11 protein-coding genes and 1 pseudogene are annotated in these 16,930 nt (G+C 68.0%); 7 read left to right on the top strand and 5 right to left on the bottom strand.

Annotated elements, in window-relative coordinates:
• Positions 1–314 precede the first annotated feature (314 nt).
• From ACFYZZ_RS25560 to ACFYZZ_RS25550, 3 genes are all read left to right on the top strand, one after another.
• Positions 315–1,985, top strand: coding sequence for an ABC transporter ATP-binding protein (locus ACFYZZ_RS25560; protein WP_389180186.1), 1,671 nt, complete (start codon positions 315–317; stop codon positions 1,983–1,985).
• Positions 1,985–3,100 carry a hypothetical protein gene (locus ACFYZZ_RS25555; protein WP_389180183.1) on the top strand — a complete coding sequence of 372 codons (1,116 nt, stop codon included), beginning with the start codon at positions 1,985–1,987 and terminating at the stop codon, positions 3,098–3,100. Before ACFYZZ_RS25560 ends, ACFYZZ_RS25555 begins: the two co-directional genes overlap by 1 nt.
• Positions 3,101–3,476: 376 nt before the next feature.
• Positions 3,477–6,341 carry an AAA family ATPase gene (locus ACFYZZ_RS25550; RefSeq protein WP_389180954.1) on the top strand — a complete coding sequence of 955 codons (2,865 nt, stop codon included), beginning with the start codon at positions 3,477–3,479 and terminating at the stop codon, positions 6,339–6,341.
• Positions 6,342–6,400: 59 nt separating this feature from the next.
• Here the strand turns inward: ACFYZZ_RS25550 and pknB are convergent, their stop codons facing one another.
• Positions 6,401–8,347, bottom strand: coding sequence for a Stk1 family PASTA domain-containing Ser/Thr kinase (gene pknB, locus ACFYZZ_RS25545; protein WP_389180180.1), 1,947 nt, complete (start codon positions 8,345–8,347; stop codon positions 6,401–6,403).
• Positions 8,348–9,204: 857 nt separating this feature from the next.
• Between pknB and ACFYZZ_RS25540 the strand changes: the two genes are divergently transcribed.
• Together ACFYZZ_RS25540 and ACFYZZ_RS25535 are read left to right on the top strand one after the other, a co-directional pair.
• Positions 9,205–9,390: a hypothetical protein gene (locus ACFYZZ_RS25540; protein ID WP_389180177.1), complete on the top strand. Its 186-nt coding sequence runs from the start codon at positions 9,205–9,207 to the stop codon at positions 9,388–9,390.
• Between the two features lie 287 nt (positions 9,391–9,677).
• Positions 9,678–10,748, top strand: a complete 1,071-nt coding sequence (locus tag ACFYZZ_RS25535) for an IS110 family transposase (protein WP_389180951.1) — start codon at positions 9,678–9,680, stop codon at positions 10,746–10,748.
• A gap of 830 nt (positions 10,749–11,578) precedes the next feature.
• Here ACFYZZ_RS25535 and ACFYZZ_RS25530 read toward each other — a convergent pair.
• Together ACFYZZ_RS25530 and ACFYZZ_RS25525 are read right to left on the bottom strand one after the other, a co-directional pair.
• Positions 11,579–12,628 (bottom strand): S8 family peptidase, encoded by a 1,050-nt coding sequence (locus ACFYZZ_RS25530; RefSeq protein ID WP_389180174.1) that lies wholly within the window; start codon positions 12,626–12,628, stop codon positions 11,579–11,581.
• A gap of 94 nt (positions 12,629–12,722) precedes the next feature.
• Positions 12,723–13,181 carry an ATP-binding cassette domain-containing protein gene (locus tag ACFYZZ_RS25525; RefSeq protein WP_389180948.1) on the bottom strand — a complete coding sequence of 153 codons (459 nt, stop codon included), beginning with the start codon at positions 13,179–13,181 and terminating at the stop codon, positions 12,723–12,725.
• Between the two features lie 90 nt (positions 13,182–13,271).
• Here ACFYZZ_RS25525 and ACFYZZ_RS25520 point away from each other — a divergent pair.
• Positions 13,272–14,009: pseudogene (locus tag ACFYZZ_RS25520) on the top strand (IS701 family transposase); the annotation flags it as partial.
• Between the two features lie 378 nt (positions 14,010–14,387).
• Here the strand turns inward: ACFYZZ_RS25520 and ACFYZZ_RS25515 are convergent.
• Positions 14,388–14,864 carry a hypothetical protein gene (locus tag ACFYZZ_RS25515; RefSeq protein ID WP_389180171.1) on the bottom strand — a complete coding sequence of 159 codons (477 nt, stop codon included), beginning with the start codon at positions 14,862–14,864 and terminating at the stop codon, positions 14,388–14,390.
• A gap of 341 nt (positions 14,865–15,205) precedes the next feature.
• On the opposite strand from ACFYZZ_RS25515, the gene ACFYZZ_RS25510 reads away from it, so the two are divergent.
• On the top strand, positions 15,206–16,078 hold the full coding sequence (locus ACFYZZ_RS25510) for a PhzF family phenazine biosynthesis protein (protein WP_389180168.1): 873 nt from the start codon (positions 15,206–15,208) through the stop codon (positions 16,076–16,078).
• 129 nt (positions 16,079–16,207) lie between these two features.
• Here the strand turns inward: ACFYZZ_RS25510 and ACFYZZ_RS25505 are convergent, their stop codons facing one another.
• Complete coding sequence (locus ACFYZZ_RS25505) at positions 16,208–16,825, bottom strand: sensor domain-containing protein (RefSeq protein ID WP_389180165.1); 618 nt, start codon at positions 16,823–16,825, stop codon at positions 16,208–16,210.
• Positions 16,826–16,930 lie beyond the last annotated feature (105 nt).

Here is a 16,930-nt window from a genome sequence, read left to right as displayed (position 1 = left end):
CGTGTTCTCGTGCGTGGTTACGGGGGTGGGGGCGGGGTCTGCCTGATGTTGCTGGGCTCGGCGGTGTCTAGCGTCGGTGTCCTTCCGGCGGCGGAGGCGCTGCGCCGGGGAGCGCAGCGGGTCGTGTTACGCGCTGGTGCAGCGCATGGGCAAGCGCACCTGGTAGTTCGCAACGCTGCAGCCTGGAACGCATAGCGGACGTCGTGGTCGGGCGCTGGGTCACCCGTCCGACTGTCCGATGGCAGCGCCGTGCCGGCGGTCGGCGGTGTTCCCATGCCGGTCAGTTGTGTGCGGCTACTCGAATGGAAGCACGGATGAGAGCTCTGCCCATGTCGGGTCCGCGCTGGTTGTCAATGGGGGTGCGCGCCGGGGCGGCTCTGGCGACGCCTGCGCTCGTAGCGCAGGTCATTGACTGCGTGCTGGAACACCGGCCGTTGGGCGGCGCGATGAATGCTGCTGCGGCACTGATCGGCGTGACCGTGCTGACCGGCGCCGCAGGGGAGTTCACCGAGTGGGCCGGTGGGGCCGCTGCCACCGGGTGGCAGCGGCGGGTGCTCTTCAGGCGGGCGCTGGATGCGGGCCTGGCGGGACAGCGCCGATACGGCGCGGCGGAGGTCACGAGCCGGATCGCCGCGAGTTGCCCTGAGGCGGTGCACGCCGGGCTCAGTGTGCTCGAAGCCGGAGTGTCGGCGGCGACGTCGGTCGTCGGTGTCGTCTGTCTGTGGCGCATCGACTGGCGCCCTGCGATGGCGTTCCTGCTCGGTCTGCCTGCAGTGTATGCCGTGGTCCGGGTGTTCTTGGCGCGAAGCACCTCGGTCTTTGCCGGTTACCAGGAACTGCAGGCCGACATCGTGGCCCGGCTGATGGAGGCACTCGGCGGCATCCGGACGATACGGGCCAGTGGCACGGTGGAGCAAGAGACGGCGCGGGTCCTGGCTCCGCTGCCCCAGCTGGGCAGCACGGGACACCTGATGTGGCGTCTGCAACGATCAACCGCCTGGCAGATGGGTCTGTTGCTGTCGGCGATCGAGGTGGTCGTCCTTGTGGTGAGCGGCAACGAAGTCACGGCTGGGCGGATCTCTGCGGGTGAAATGATCGCCGTCAGCGGGTACGTGGCGATCGCTGCCGGCCTGCTCGGGCAGGTGGACGCGGTGGTCGGCCCGGCCAGGGCGGCAGCGTCCGGTCGCCGGATCGCGGAGGTCCTGAACCAGCCGGCGGCGAGTGCGGGGCAACGTGTACTCGGCGATTCCACGAGCGGCTGCGCGGTGGCGTTCCGGGGCGTTTCGGTGCGCGCCGAGGGCAAGACGGTGCTCGATGGCATCGATCTCGAAATTCCGGCCGGCACGGCTGTTGCCCTGGTGGGTTCCCCCGGAGCCGGGAAGAGCAGCCTCGCCGCACTGATAGGCCGGCTTCATGACCCGGACGCGGGAATGGTGCTGCTGGACGGCGTGCCGGTCAGGGAACTGACGCTCATGTCGCTGGCACATTGCGTCGCCTATGCGTTCGAGCGTCCGGCGCTGCTTGGCGAAACGGTGCACGGCACCATCGGCCTGGCCCGGCCCGACGTGGGTAGAGCCGTGATCGAAGAGGCCGCCCGGGCCGCGTGTGCCGACGGCTTCGTGCGTCGATTGCCGGGCGGGTACGCCACGAGCCTGACGCAGGCTCCCCTCTCGGGTGCAGAGAGCCAGCGTCTGGGCTTGGCACGGGCGTTCTGCCAGGGCGGCCGCGTGGTGGTGCTGGATGACGCCATGTCCAGCCTGGATACCGCCACTGAGGCGCAGGTCGCCCAGACCCTTAGGACTGCCTTCATCGGCTGCACCATGGTCATGGTTGCGCGCCGTGCCTCCACCGCGTCCGCAGCCGATGTGGTGGCTTGGCTGGCGGACGGGCGGATCCGCGCGGTTGCTCCCCACGCCCAGCTGTGGCACGACCCGCAATACAGGGCGCTGTTCGGTGCCGAGGCCAAGGCTGTGAGGGACGTCTGATGCCGGAGGTTGCCGTGATGAAGCCCGGCTGGCGGATGTTCGGGAGGTTCTTCAGAGCTCGGCGTGCTGCCGTTGTCGGGGTCCTTGCTCTGTCCGCGGTGGAGTCGCTGCCGGCCCTGATGTCCGGGCTTGTGCTGGCCCAGGCCCTCGACCGAGGATTCCTCGTGGGGCGACAGCTGGTCGGTCTGGGCTGGCTGGGTGTGCTTGCGGCGCTCCTGATTGTGCGGGCAGGGGTGACCCGGGCTCTCCTTCCCCGGCTGGGCGCGCTCGTCGAGCCGCTTCGGGACGCTCTGGTCAGTGCCGTGGTTACGCAGACTCTCCGCCGTGCCGCGGCAGGCACCGTGCCCCTGGACGGGGCGAGCGTGGCCCGGCTCACCGGACAAGTGGAAACGGTGCGCTCTTTGGTGTCGGCGCTGCTGCGATCGATTCGGCAGCTCAGCGTGTCGCTGGTGATGGCCCTCATCGGACTGGCGGCACTCGCCCCGCCCGTTGTGCTCATCGCCGGATTGCCGATCACGATCGCGCTGGCGGCCTGTGCCTCAGTGCTCCATCCCTTGAGCATCGCTCAGCGGCAGATGCTGATCGCGGAAGAGCGTATCGCCCGGGAAGCCGGCGGCGCCCTGACAGGTCTGCGCGACCTGGTCGCCTGTGGGGCCCGGCCGTGGGCGGGCGCGCGCATGGATGCGCTGATTGCCCAGTGGGAGGTGGCGGTCCGGCGCGTCGCGTGGATCAGCGCCGCGAACAAGTTGATCGTCTTGGCCGGAGGGAAACTCCCGGTGTTGGGCACACTGGCCGCGGCACCCGTGCTGCTCACTGACTACGGTCTGACAGCGGGTGCCCTGGTCGGCGCCGTGGGGTGTCTGCTCACCTCGGTGGATCCCGCAATGCGATCGATGGCACAGACCCTGGGTTCCTGGGGCGGGGTGTGGAACTCGGAGCCGTCCTGCACCGACTGGGAGAGGAGCCCGGCGATGGCGGCGCGACATCCGGCGTGCCCTCCCGCCCGGCGCGAGCCGGCCTCACCGCTGTCGCCAGCTCCGCGCACGTGGGCCGATGTGCCGCGAACCCACCGCGTGACCTGCCCGCTGACCACAGTCTGTCCATGGAGCGTGTGACCTTCGCATACGGGCCTTGCGCCGCCCCGGTCATTCGCGACCTCAGCCTACGCCGAACTCGTCGGGCACTGGCACGACCACCGCACTTACCAACGCTAATGATACGTAAAAATCTTTAGCTATACATGCGGTGATCCCTTGCCTAGCGTCAGGGCATGTCCAGCGCTCTGACCGCCGCAGCCGCCCTCATGTCGCCATCGGCGCGCAGAACGCAAGGGAATCGAAAGGAACCACAGCAATGACACTCGGCCATGTCGGTGATGAACTACGGGGAAACGGCATCGTGTCCGAGCCGGGGCGCCCTCACCCGGGGACCACGGGAGGCGGCTCACCAACGGGGCGAACAGCGGGCACGCAGTGCAGCGCGGACGTGACGATGGTCGGCAGGGCGGCGGAGTGGTCTGTCTGCCGAACCGTCCTTGACAAGGTGGCCGACGGGACGACCACGATCCTCACGGTCGCCGGGGATCCCGGTACCGGGAAGACCCGGCTGCTCTCCGAGATCGCTGGTGCGGCACGCGACCGTGGCTTGCACGTCAGGAGCGCCGCGGGGGACCAGGCGGCGCGCATCGTCCCGTTCGGGCTGATGGCCGATGCGCTGGACAGCCCGGCCCTGAGCTCCGCGTGCGGCATGCTCCCGGCCACGGACCGTGCCAGGCTCAGAACCGTGTTCCCGAGCCTCGGCAAGGCGCAGGAGACAGCGGGCGATCGCGACGACCATCTGCAAAACCGTCGGCTTCTCCATCGCTCCGTCGAGCTGATGCTGGAGCGTCTGGTCATGCCGCCGGGCCTGGTGTTGCTTCTTGACGATGTCCATGCGGCGGACGATGCCTCGCTCGCGATGCTCACCCATCTCGTACGGCAGCCTCCGGCAGTACCCTTCGTGCTGGTCGTGGCGTATCGGCCGCGCCAGATCTGCCGCCGGCTTGCGGTCGCCATCGGCTCCGCCCCCACCACCGGCACTGACTCATCCATCATCCGCCTGCAGCTTGATGCGCTCAGCGACGACGAGACCGCGGTGTTGATCGGAGACGCGGCAGACCCAGCCAGGCGTGAACTGCTGGCACAGGCTGGTGCCAACAACCCGTTCTACATCACCGCGCTGTCCGCCATGTCGGATGCGGACCTGGCGGGGATCCAGCAGAGCCCCGTGCGTATCGGCCCGGAGTCAATCCCTCACAGTGCCCGCGCAGTGCTGCTGACCGAAGTGGACGCACTGCCGCCCAGAGACCGAAGCGTCGCATCAGCCCTGGCAGTCACGGGGCTCTGTACCGGAACCGAACTCATCGGGGCGATAACTGGCCTGGCGGGCCGGGAAGTGGAGGAGTCGCTCGATGCTCTGGTCGCCGCAGACCTGATGCGGCCCGTCGGCGCCGGCCTGCGCTTTCGGCATCCGCTGCTGGAGGCGACCCTCTACCACGCGACCAAGCACGCCTGGCGGCGAACCGCACACCGTCTTGCTGCCGAATATCTGGAGGGTACCGACGCTCCCATCGAGATTCGTGCGCACCACGTCGAGCGCTTCGCCCAGCCGGGCGACCGGGCCGCGAGCGCAGTGCTTGTGGAAGCGGCTCGCACCAGCGGGCCGGTTGCCGCTGTCCACTTTCTGCGCCTGGCGCTGGGTCTGCTCCCTGAAGATGACGCGAACCGCCAAGCGCTGCGCTTCATGCTGGCTCGCGCTCTCGGCATGAGCGGTCAGGCCGTGGAGAGCAGAATCCTGCTCCATGAACTGCTGGCTGAGGACGGCACCGCCTCCCGGACGCACCGAACCGACCTGGTCGCGTTCAGCGCCGCGGTGGACCGGCTGCTGGGACGTTTCCAGGAGGCAGCGGCGCTGGTTGAGGCCGAGTTGCTGGGATCTGAAGACGCCGACGTCCTGACCACCGCTCCGCTGCACACAGAACTCGCCAGCGCCAAGCTCATGCTCGGTCAGTTCTGCGGCAGCGCCGCGCGGCTTGCCGAAATCCGCCAGATCGCTGCGGATGACGGGGATCGTTCCACGGAGCTCGGGGCATCAGCGGCGCTCGGTCTTGCCACGGTGTTTTCAGGGGACACAGACAACGCGGTCCAGCTGGTGGATCGCTGCTGCTGGCTCCTCGACAGCCTGCCCGACGGGCAGCTTGCGGACGCACTTGACTCCGTCACGCAGCTCGCCTGGACGTTGGTCATGCTTGACCGGTACGGCGACGCCCTTCGGCATGCCCATCGCGGCATTGACGTCGCCCGGCGCACCGGTCGACGTCACCTGCAGTCCTCCCTGCACCTTGTTGCATGTCAGGCGTACGCCCGCCTCGGCAACCTGGACTCTGCGCTTGCTCATGGCGCACAGGCCGAGGGCCTGGCTGTCCTGCTCGGCGACAGCATCAACGAGCGGATGTCGCTTACCCTGCGCACGCTGCCCACGCTGCTGCAGGAGGGGCCGCTTGCGGCGACACAGCTGGTCGAGCGTGCACTAATGGTCGATGGCTCGACGGATCTGTGGTGGAGGGGGGTGGCTGTGGGGATCCGCGCGGTGGTTCGTCTCGCCCAGCAGGACGCTGAGGGGTGCCTGGCCCTGCTCGTCGACGACCAGGACGAAATCCTGATACCAGGAACCGTCAATCTCTCCCGGTGGTACTTGCTCGCAGCACAGGCAGAGGTCGCCCGGGGCGACGTGGCCCGCGCAACTGTGTGGTCTGAGCGATGTTGCGCGATCGCAGCCAGGCTCAATCTTCCCGGCAGCAGCGCCCAGGCACACTCCGCCCGTGCGACAGTGCTCCTGGCGACCGGGGAACCGGAGGCTGCGTTGGCCGAGGCGACCCGAGCGGTACGCATCTGTGATGCGGCAGCCATGCGGATGGACGAGGCCCAGGCCCGCCGCCTGGCGGCCGCGATCCTCGCAGGGAGCGGGCAGGTGCAGCAAGCCCAGGAGCAGCTGGGAATCGCCAAACAGTTGCTGCAGGACCGCGGAGCCGCGTGGGCGGCTGCCGGCGTCACCCAAGAGCAGCGCCGTCTGGGTGCCAGGCAGCCGCGGCCGGCAGGCCGCGCTCATGAGGTGATTGCGCTTGATCGGCTGTCGGAACGTGAGCGACAGATAGCTCACATGGTGAGTGAAGGGCTGACCAATCGGCAGATCGGTGAACGGCTCTTCCTGAGTCCGCGTACCGTCGAGACTCACTTGACCAAGATCTTCGCCAAGGTTGAGGTGGCCACACGCGTCGGGCTGGTGCGCCTGATGCAGGACACCGTGAACCAGACGTGACGGGTGGCGGGTAGAGCGGTGCCGACGTGGTCAACCCGCCATCATCGACAACAGGGATCCTACGGGCTGCCCGTGGAGATCCAGATCCTGACAGTGCCGCCGGGTTCTATGTGTGTGCTGCTGTCGGGTTCCTGCTTCACGACGTTGCCGGCCGCAGTGAACTGATCAGGGATGGTGTGTTCTTCGAGTTTGACGTGGGCGATCTTCGCACAGAGCCGTGCTTCGGCGGTCGTCTTGTAGGTCAAGTCCGGTGCGTAGGGCTGCTCGCTCGAGACGTACGCGTCGCAGTTGGACAGCGTCCCCGTGGCCCTGGGGTCGCCACCGCTGGATATCCATATCTTGACGGTGCTGCCCGCTCGGATGCTTTCCCAGCTGACGGGTTCCTGCTTCGCCACCTGTCCGGGGGCGGTGTTCTTGTCCTGGACAGTCCCGGCTTCCTGCAGCTTCACTCGGGCTATGTCCGCGCAGAGGCGTGCCTTGGCCTTGGTCCTGCCTGTGAACGTCGGCGTCGAAATCTTGCCGTGGATCTCCTCCACCTCGCAGTCGGCGAGGTCGCCCGCAGCCCGGGGGTCGCCTCCGGTGGACACATAGATCGTGACGGTGCTGCCCTCCTCGACCTTCTGGGACGACCCCGGCTCCTGCTTGACCACGGTGTCCTTGTCGGACTTCGTTCCAAGGGTGGTCTTCTGCTCGACTTTCAGCCCCGCGATCTCGGCGCAGGTCTTCGCTTCTGCGGGTGACATGCCCGTGAACGAGGGAGGCATGGCTGTGTCTCCCCAGGAGTAGTCGACGCTGCAGCCGCTGAACGCTCCGGTCGCCCGGGGATCGGGAGAGGAGGAGCCTGAGAACAGGGACTGTACGAAGTAGACGGCGATGGCCACCGAGCCGAGTGCCATTGCCGTGGCAATACCGATGCCGACCTTGATCGACCGCCGGACCCACGCTGTGCCGGCATCGTTCAGGCCCGCGCGACGGAAATCGACGGTGATGGTGTGTGGAGCACCGTTGCCTGTGTGAGGGTCGTTTGTGCTGGTGTTGATGAACACGGGGCCGGGGTTCGCGTCGGCAGGGGCGGTGATGGTGGGGACGTCGTGGGGGAGCACCTGCATGGTGGGAGTGCGGCCGGATGCGGCCCGGCGGACGTCGTCGGCCATGGCTTCGGCGCTGGGGTACCGGTTTGCGGGATCTTTGCTCAGCGCACGGGCGACGATCATGTCGACGGCACTCGGAAGCGACCCGTTGACCGAAGACGGGACCGGTGCCGGCTGCTGGACATGCTGGTAGAGCACGGCCAGTGTGGACTCACCGTCGAACGGCCGCGTCCCGGTGGCCAGCTCGAAGAGCATGCAGCCGACCGAGTAGATGTCCGAGCGGGCGTCGGCGGGCTTGCCCTGGGCCTGCTCCGGGGAGAGGTAGTGCGGGGTGCCGAGCACGGTCCCGGTCCGGGTCATTGCCGTCGCGTCCGACTGCAGGGCGCGGGCGATGCCGAAATCCATCACCTTCACCGTGCCCTCGTCGGTCACCATCACATTGGCGGGCTTGATGTCGCGGTGCACCAGCCCACGCCGATGGCTGTACTCCAGAGCGTCCAGAACCGACGCCGTCATGGCCAGCGCCCGGTCCAACGGCAGTGTCCCGCCGGTGGCCGCGCTGTCCCGGATCAGCTCCCACAGCGACCGGCCCCGCACGTATTCCATGACGATGTACTGCACCACGCCGCCGTCACCAGCGTCCTCGCCACTGTCATGAACCGCCACGATGTTGGCATGGCTGAGCGCGGCCACCGCCTGCGCCTCACGCCGAAACCGTGCCCTGAACGACGGATCACGCGCCAGCTCCGCATGCAGAGTCTTCACCGCGACGGTACGGCCCAGCACCGCGTCATACGCACGGAACACGGACGCCATGCCACCCTCGCCCAACGGCTCCTGCAGCGCATACCGGCCCTGCCCAACCGCACTGACCGGTTCCCCTGCGGACCCCGGCTCCCTTCCTACGGCATCCATCGCCTGCGCCCTTCCCCCTCGGCCGCGCCCTACCTGCATAGCCGGCCGACCCCGTCAAGAATGGTCATGTTTCACGCGGTGTCCACGACGTCACCTGCTTCAGCGACCCGCCACTTAGAGCTGCGCCGCGACACAGGAGGGGTTATCTCCGCGTGTGCCGGGTTGGTCGCCAGATGCGCCACTGTGACGGACGGTCACATCAAAGCCGCGCATGCAACGTGGCCCGGGTGCGGTGAGCATACTGCACACGGTCCGCGAGGCCGGGTCACTTCAGCCGTCGTGTGCCGGGACCAACGGTCACTGGAGGGCGTCTGAAAAGCCTGTCAGCGGGGCATATGGGCACGCGACGGAGTGGTGGCGCACCGCCGGCCGGCATCCAATAGCCGTTGCCGCAGCTGTCTTGCCTGGTCGACCGGGAAGGTGTCGTCTGCCTCACCGTGGACGATGAGACCTGCAGCATCGCTTCGAGCATGCCCTCGTTGTCGCGCCGGGTCGTACCGGTGAAGACACCGTATCGGTAGTGGACGAGACTGCCGGCGCGCAACGGCCGGTCGGACAGGATTGCCGGGCCAGGCAGGTCCTTCGTCGCGTCACGGAGTGCTTCCGCGAGCCGAAGGAACTGCTCGTCGTCCGGGTAGAGATCGGGAAGCACAAAGGCGTCCTCACCGATCGGTAGTCGCAACTGGCCCTTGTGCCTTGGTGCCGAAACGTCGTCCGCGACCGGGACAGTGCTGATGTTGTCGGACTGGTGCCCGTGTGTCCCATGGGCATCTCGGGATCTGAAGGCGTCAAGCAGCAACTGCCAATGAGGGGTGCGCAGGTGCATTGAAGCGGGTGCTGCGCAAGCACGGCTGGCCATGTGGGCGCACGCGGTGCGGCTCAGCCTCGACGACGAACCGGTGCGGACGCAGGCCGCGTTGGTGCAGGACATCGGTGCGGACAAGACGCGGATCATCGGTGTCCTCGACGACCTGAAAGAACGTGGGCTGATCCGGCGGCAGCCTGATCCGGTGGACTGGTGGGCGCGTGTACTCTCACTGTGAGGATGGTGGCTGTGTCGTTCTGGCCATGGCTTGACTCGTACTCTCACTGGCCGCTTGTGCCTTGTGTTTGATCTGTCAGCCCGGCCGGAGCGACATGTACCGGCACTGGGCCGGCGGAGCGTGTCCCGATAGGGGCCTTGGCCTCGAAGGCACCGTCACAGTCCTGACCGCTCCACCGACCGGCGCTGGCCATCGGTACGTCGTCGAACAGGAGCACCGTGACCACCCTCGGCAAGCCTGCTGCCTTTCCTGCTGTTCATGCTGTCGAGGCCGCGACCGAGCCGCGCGTGGTGGTGCTCGGCGTCGACACCCACAAGGACGTGCACGTCGCCGCCGTCCTTGACCGCCTTGGCGGGCTGCTGAGCAGCGGGGAGTTCCCGGCCACCGCGGCCGGCTACCGCCACCTTCTCGACTGGGCACGCCAATGTGGGACGGTGCTGCGGGCCGGGGTGGAGTGCACCGGCTCCTACGGTGCGGGCCTGGCCCGCTACCTCGCGGCCCAGCAGGTTCCGGTGGTGGAGGTTAACCAGCCTGACCGATCCACCCGGCGCCGCCGCGGCAAGACCGACGCCATCGACGCCGAGTCTGCCGCCCGGGCCGCGCTGTCCGGCATCGCACGGGCGCTACCGAAGAGCGGCGACGGGCAAGTGGAAGCGTTGCGCATGCTCCGGTTGGCGAAGAACTCCGCGGTCAAAGCCCGCACCCAAGCGCTCAACCAGCTCAAGGCTGTGCTGGTCAACGCTCCGTCCGCCCTACGCGAGGAACTGGAGCCGCTCTCGACTTCGCTACTGGTCCGCCGGTGCGCAGAACTGGCCGACACCCGCGGGGGCAACCCGGCAGCCGACACGGCAGTCTTCACGCTGCGGCTGCTGGCACAGCGCGTCGTGCAGCTTCGGCAAGAAGCCACCGAGCTCGGAAGGCGGATGACCATAGCGGTCCGGGCTACCGCGCCCAGCCTGCTGGAGCAGCTCGGGATCGGACCGGACAGCGCGGCGGCCCTGCTGATCACCGCAGGCGACAACCCGGAACGGCTGAGCAGCGAGGCATCCTTCGCCGCCCTGTGCGGTGTCAGTCCTGTCGAGAAGTCCTCAGGGAAGAGCCAGCGCCGTCGGCTCAACCGCGGCGGAGACCGGCAGGCCAACGCCGCGCTGCACCGCATCGTGGTCACCCGCATGCGACAAGACGAGCGCACCCGCCTCTACCTGGACCGACGCACCGCCGAAAGAAAGGGAAAACGCGAGGTCATGCGCTGCCTGAAACGCCACGCAGCCCGCGAGGTGTACTGCCTGATCCGCGCCGACATGATTACGCGCCACCAGCAGCCTGATGCTTCAACGACCCTGCTGACCGCAGCTTGACGAACATAGGGGCATCACATACTGACGGGGCGCCGAGTGCGCGATGCGGTCCAGTCGGCGATCCAGCAGCGTGAGGAGCGGCTGCTGGCGCGTCTGTCGGCTGAGGACCGGCGCGGCTTTATGAACGCGCTACAGGCGCTCGCCGTGCTATCTCCTTCCGAGAACAGCGGGGACCAAGCGCATGGGCCAAGTCCCCGGTGAGTAGCTGCAGATGACCCAACACGCACCGAACCGGTTCCTCGCCAAGGCGGTCGCAGCTGGGCCATACACCAGCTGCGCACCCAGCTTCACGCCAGATCCGGCCTTGGGATCGACGGCAGTGTGCCACGTCCGGGCTGTCACCACCGCGTATCGCGCACACGGTGACCTGGAGTGCCGGTTCAGGAGCAGACACATCGTCGGCCGCCTGCCGGTGACCCTGGAGGAGGTCATCGAAGCCCATGCGCGCGGAACGTGCGGAGAAGTAGCTCACCGATTTGAAGAGCACGGGTCGAGCAGATCGTAGTCCTGTCCCGCGAGCGCGCCCAGTCGCCGATTGCAAAGAAGTCCACCACCCAACGACGAGCGCGCTGTGGCGGTTGCAAGGCTGCCGGTGACTGATTGGTGGTCAGGCCCTGTCGACAAGGCCTGAACGGGATCCAGGCTCCTTGGCCGTTGCAGGGTCGGGTGATGGCGTCGAGCAGGTTGTTGCCTTGTTTGGCTGCGGTGGACAGGTAGCCGCGCACGGCACAAGAAGCGTTTCGGCGCCGAGCATCGTGTGGACGCGGTGGCTCCGCGACTTGCGCTCGCCGTTCAGTTGAGGCCCATCAGCCGCCCGCGGCTGGGGCTTGTTAGAGACCGCCGGTGTTGAGCAGCCGGTTCGGGGTGTCCGAGCGGACACCGCGCACGACACCGCGGGTGGCCGTGTGGTCGAGCCAGACCTGGACCTCGTTGACCGTGGCGTGGGGGTGCGCCGACAGGTAGAGCGCGATCACGCCGGTTGCGTGCGGCGCGGCCCAGGAGGTGGCGCCGTACTTCTCCGTGGTCGTACCGCCGCCGGCGAGGGCAGCGGTCACCTTCTGGCCGGGGGCGTACAGGTCCACGCAGCGACCGTATCCCGATCCGTAGGAGTCCATGTCGCTCCACACGCGGTCGTTCGAGGTGGAGGCCGCCACGACGATCGTGCCGGGGACGCCGGCCGGGGAGTGCTTGCAGGCGTCGTCATGGAAGTTGCCGGCCGACACCACCGTCGGGATCCCCGTGTCAACCATCTTCTTCACGGCGGCATCCACGGCCGCTGACCGGTGGTCGAAGTTGAGCGACATGTTCACCACCGCAGGCTTCTGCGCGTGCGCGGTGACCCATTTGACCGACTTCACCACGGCCGCCTCGGCCGCCGCCGGGGAGCCACCGCCCTCGCTCTCGCACAGGAGGCCCTGGACCCGTACGAGCTCCGCCTTGGGCGCCACCCCGTACTTCGCCCCGCCGATGATGCCAGCGACGAAGGTGCCATGACCCGTCCCGCCCTCGTCGGCGCAGTCACTGGAGTCCTTCCGGCCAACGAAGTCGGCGCCGAGGTGGGCGCGTCCGCCGAACTCCTTGTGGGCGATGTCCATTCCGGTGTCGATCACGTAGACGTGAACGCCCTTGCCCGTGGCGGTGGTGGTGAGCTTTCCATTCAGCGGCCGCAACCGCTGGTCCAGAATGTCCAGGTTCCACGGCACGCGCCGGGTGATCGGCGACGCCTGGGTCTGCCCGATTCCGGACGACTGCTCCACGGTGGCGGAGGACGTTAGTGCCGAAGCGGAAGACGCTCCGTCACGGGAGGAGCCGCAGGCCGAGGCCCCGAGCGCGGTCGCCATGGCCATCGACACGAGACTGGCCTTCGTCACGTTCCGCATCACAACGTCCCCCACATTCCCGCTTCGAACACAGCCAGCACACAAGACGATCACAGGAGGCGGGCGGTTCCAGCGGGGCGTGTGGTGGATCAGCTCACGCCCTCGGCGGCGAAGTGATCGCTTCAACGGCGTCGTCTCGCGGTTCTCGACGTTTGCGTACCGCGAGCGGAACGGTCAGTTTCTCCGCGAGGTGGTCGACTCCCGTTCGGGCAGGACTCCGTGGCGGATGTCGAGAGCCTCCGTGAAGTCGCAGGGAAGTTGGAATCTGCCAGCGCGGTCGACATGTCGTGGGTGACCACGACGACCGTGGTGTCGAAATCTTCGTTGGCAGTGCCCAAGGCTGCGAAGACCTCCTCGGAGGTTGCGGCGTCGAGCTGGCCGATGGGTCGTCGGCCAGCACCAGCTCGTGGTGGTTCGCGAGGGCCACGGCGATGCCGGTGCGCTGCTGCTCCCCGCTGGACATCTGCTGCGGGCTCCAGGCATGGCTGTGGGCCCTGTCCGCCATGCGCAGGAGTTCGGCGATGCGGTTGGCGTGCTGCGTGCGGCGGCGGATGGTGCCGCCGAGCTGCGTGGCCAGGGCGAAGCTCTAGTACTGCAACGGTCTTTGTCGTGACTGCTGGCTAGGTCCGTCGTTGATGTGGTTATGGGTGGGGACCTTGCTGATGTCGGTGTGTGGGCGGGTGAGTTGGAGCGGTTGCACGGGCGGTTCGTGCACCGGTTTGCGAGGGCAGAGCCGCGGGAGTCGGCGCTTGCGTATATGCGCGGGCTGATTGCTCCGCTGGAGCGCAAGAACGGCTGGACACTGGCCGAGCAGGCAGGCCATGCCGCACCGGACCGCCTCCATCGGTTGCTGAACCGCATCGACTGGGACGCCGACGAGGTCCAGGACGACGTGCGCGACTACGTCGTCGAACACCTGGGTGACCGGGATGCCGTGCTGATCGTGGACGACACGGGCTTCCTGAAGAAGGGCACGAGGTCGGCAGGCGTGCAACGGCAGTACTCAGGCACCGCAGGAAGGACGGAGAACTCTCAGATCGGTGCCTTCCTCGCCTATGCGGCACCGCGTGGCCGCACGCTGATCGACCGCCGTCTGTAACTGCCCACGTCGTGGACGGATGACCGCGAGCGGTGCAGGCGGGCCGGCATCAACGACGAGGTCGGCTTCGAGACGAAGGTGGCCATGGCCAAGGCGATGGTCCGCCGGGCGATTGCGCAGAAGATTCCGTTCGGGTGGGTGACGGCGGACGCCGCCTACGGCTTCAGCAAGGGCTGGCGGTTCGAGCTGGAGCAGGCCGGCGTCTTCCACGTCATGGCCACCACCCGGCACGACACTGTCGTCACTCGCTGGGCCCTCGACCACCCCGTCCATGACCTGTTTCAGTTGGGCGCCAAGAGGGGTGAGGACCTCTGCGAGATCCTCGTACCCGGCCGAGCCGTCGTAGGCCGCCCAGGCCGCGGTCTTGGAACCCAACCGCAGGATCTCGGCGATCCGGGCGGCGCCCAGCGGCCCGTCAGGGATCAAAGCCGCTCCCTCAAGATGGGCCTGCGCCCACGCGGGATGCCCGCGGTCCGGGTCCCGGGGAGTGAGAAATCCGTAGGGGGAGAACCAGTAGTCCGGCGCGTCCCAGCCCTGCTCGGGCTCCCGCACCTCCCCTTCGAGCGCCTCGCCATCACTGTCGTCGTCCGGCACTTCGGCCTGGGCCTCGGGGATGGAGTACTTGGCTCCCTCCACGACGAACTGCCACGCCTCCTCCCATTACGGCGGCCGGTACGGATCGTCCCGCCCGCCCTGCGGCACGGGAACCCCCAAGGAGGCGAGCTCCGCGTCCGTGGCCGCGCACACCCGTGAAGCCAGGGTCAACATCTGCTCCAGCGCCCACTGCTCCGCGGCACAGCGCGGCACCGGTGCCCTGCCGCAGGCGAGATCGTCGGCCAGGTCATAAAAGGCACGTGCCACGCCTGCACGGAACGCCGCGTCGCGCATGTCGCAGGACTCCGGCAGCCGGAACAGCACCGTCTCCCGTACGCCCGGTGCCGCACGGTCCACAGGACCGTCCCCGAACGTGCGGGCGTCCCGGTAGCCCAGGACGGCAAGCATCCCGCCGGCCGCGCCCAGCAGCCCCCGGGCGAACGCGGGCAGGATCGAATCCAGATCATCACACGGGAGGTCGTAGTACGCGGCCTCCTCCGTGTAGGCCCCGAATGCGTCAACCGCGCTGCCTGTGTTGCTCATTGCCGCCCCTCACCCAGCCCCGCCCGACCTGCCCGAGCGGCCATCCGGGCAAGCAGTTTTCCACGCCTGGGGTCCCGGACTTCCACAATGGGCGAGCACGGACCACATACGAGGGACAGCGAGCGCCGTGAGTGTCAAAAGCTGTGGCGCGGCCGCAGACCGCCGTACGACCGACCGGGTCCTGACGCCCCGCGTTACTCCGGGGCGCCGGATCCCGGTTCGCAGATGAGTCGACCCCGGTGCCGTATCAGGCCATGACCTTCCTCGGACGAGGCGGCGCTGCCCCTGCGATTCAGCCGCTGTTGCGGAATAGACGTGGACTGGGCCCCGTTGTCACGATCATGACGACGAACGTGCCGCAGCCCGAGGTGTTGCGATACACCGCCTTCTCCAGCGACCCCGACGGCGGAAACCCTGCCGGAGTCGTGCTGGACGCCACCGGACTGGACGACAGCGACATGCTGGCCATCGCCGCCGACCTCGGATACTCGGAATCCGCGTTCCTGACCCTGCCCCCGGAGGACCTCGAGAGCGTGGGGCGGGCATTCACCATCCGCTACTTCAGCCCCAAGGCCGAAGTGCCGTTCTGCGGGCACGCCACCGTGGCGACCGCCATAGCGCTCGCCGAGCGGACGGGACCGGGAGAGATGGTGTTCGCGACCCGAGCCGGCACCGTGCGGGTGGACGTGAGCGAGGTGTGCGGAACACTCAGGGCCACCCTCACCAGCGTCGAGCCGCACATCGAGGAGATCGCCGCCGCCGACCTCGCGGAGGCGCTCGCCGCCCTCGGCTGGCCGGCCGCAGACCTCGACCCGGCCTTCCCGCCCAGGATCGCGTTCGCGGGCGCCCGCCATCTCGTGCTCGCGGCAGCGACGCGCGAGCGCCTCGCGGACCTCGCCTACGACTTCGCGCGCCTCGAAGCGCTGATGCTCCGCCTGGACCTGACTACCGTTCAGCTGGTGTGGCGGAAGTCGGCCACGGTCTTCCACGTCCGCGACCCCTTCCCCGTCGGCGGCGTCATCGAGGACCCAGCCACCGGCGCCGCGGCCGCAGCGTTCGGCGCGTACGTCCGTGAGCTCGGCCTCGTCCGTGGGGACGCCGTCCTCACCCTGCACCAGGGCGAGGACCTGGGCCGCCCCGGCGAGCTCACGGTGACACTGCGCGCGGGTGACCCACGTGTCCGTGTCGGCGGTGCGGGAACGCGCATGGCCTGAGGGCCTGCACGCTGAGGAGCGCCGCCCCGCCTGGCCGCTCGCCTCGACTGCATCGGAGCCGACACGGGGCACCCGTCAGGTGGACCGGATCAGCTTCAGTCTTCCGGTGAGTGGGTAGAAGGCCATGCGTCAACGGGTTTGCCGAGCGGGAGCATCTGCGGCGCGTACCTCTTCCTGGCGGAGCTCGGCCGCCGCCCGCTTCCCCGTCTGCCGGAGCAACTCGATCGGGTCGGGACTACTCACCGCGTTTACGCTCACTACGACGGTGCCCACGCGAATCAGTTCCGTAGCCCATGGCTCGGCCTTGCCGCCATTCAGTCTCCAAGACTCCTGGAACGCTGTGGAGTCGTCGCCTGTGAGCGGGATCGGCAGACTGGTTATCTCCTCGAAGGAGAAGGAGTAGTTGTGGAGCCGGTAGCGAAGGTTGGAGCAGTGTCTGACGGAGGTCCGGGCGTCGTTGATGACTTGCTCAGCCTCCCTGGCACTGGAGTAACTGACTGCCGCGCTCTCCAACTGGACCGTACGGCCAGTGGTGGTGAGGGTGTATCCCTTGTCGACCTCGTGTAGCCCGTGATAGTAGGAACCGCTCGTGAACTGGGCGTTGAGGAAGGTCGTGCACTCGGGGCCGCCCGCATCAGCCTTGTACTTGGTGCTCAGCACGCCCGTGTGGTCGTTCCTCGGCGCGCGTTTGAGCAGCGGGAAGTCTGTGTCAGAGAAGGCGACCACGTTGAGCTGCTTCTCGCTCATGACCACGGCTTGCGCCCTGGGGTCGAGCCTCGCAGCCTTGCCCTTCGGCTGTCCGGCGGAATGCGACGCCGCGGAGTGAACCTTCGCCCCAGACCCGGCACACGC

This window comes from Streptomyces sp. NPDC001816, from assembly GCF_042892235.1.
Classification (GTDB): Bacteria; Actinomycetota; Actinomycetes; order Streptomycetales; family Streptomycetaceae; genus Streptomyces.
This window is presented reverse-complemented; position numbering and strand designations above follow the sequence as displayed.

Bases quoted from the DNA above. Each gene is read 5' to 3' on its own strand.
- ACFYZZ_RS25510 (WP_389180168.1), top strand. From the start codon at position 15,206: ATGACGACGAACGTGCCGCAGCCCGAGGTGTTGCGATACACCGCCTTC.
- ACFYZZ_RS25550 (WP_389180954.1), top strand. From the start codon at position 3,477: ATGGTCGGCAGGGCGGCGGAGTGGTCTGTCTGCCGAACCGTCCTTGAC.
- ACFYZZ_RS25530 (WP_389180174.1), bottom strand. From the start codon at position 12,628: ATGCGGAACGTGACGAAGGCCAGTCTCGTGTCGATGGCCATGGCGACC.
- ACFYZZ_RS25540 (WP_389180177.1), top strand. From the start codon at position 9,205: ATGTGGGCGCACGCGGTGCGGCTCAGCCTCGACGACGAACCGGTGCGG.
- ACFYZZ_RS25555 (WP_389180183.1), top strand. From the start codon at position 1,985: ATGCCGGAGGTTGCCGTGATGAAGCCCGGCTGGCGGATGTTCGGGAGG.
- ACFYZZ_RS25560 (WP_389180186.1), top strand. From the start codon at position 315: ATGAGAGCTCTGCCCATGTCGGGTCCGCGCTGGTTGTCAATGGGGGTG.
- ACFYZZ_RS25505 (WP_389180165.1), bottom strand. From the start codon at position 16,825: ATGAGCGAGAAGCAGCTCAACGTGGTCGCCTTCTCTGACACAGACTTC.
- pknB (WP_389180180.1), bottom strand. From the start codon at position 8,347: ATGGATGCCGTAGGAAGGGAGCCGGGGTCCGCAGGGGAACCGGTCAGT.
- ACFYZZ_RS25515 (WP_389180171.1), bottom strand. From the start codon at position 14,864: ATGAGCAACACAGGCAGCGCGGTTGACGCATTCGGGGCCTACACGGAG.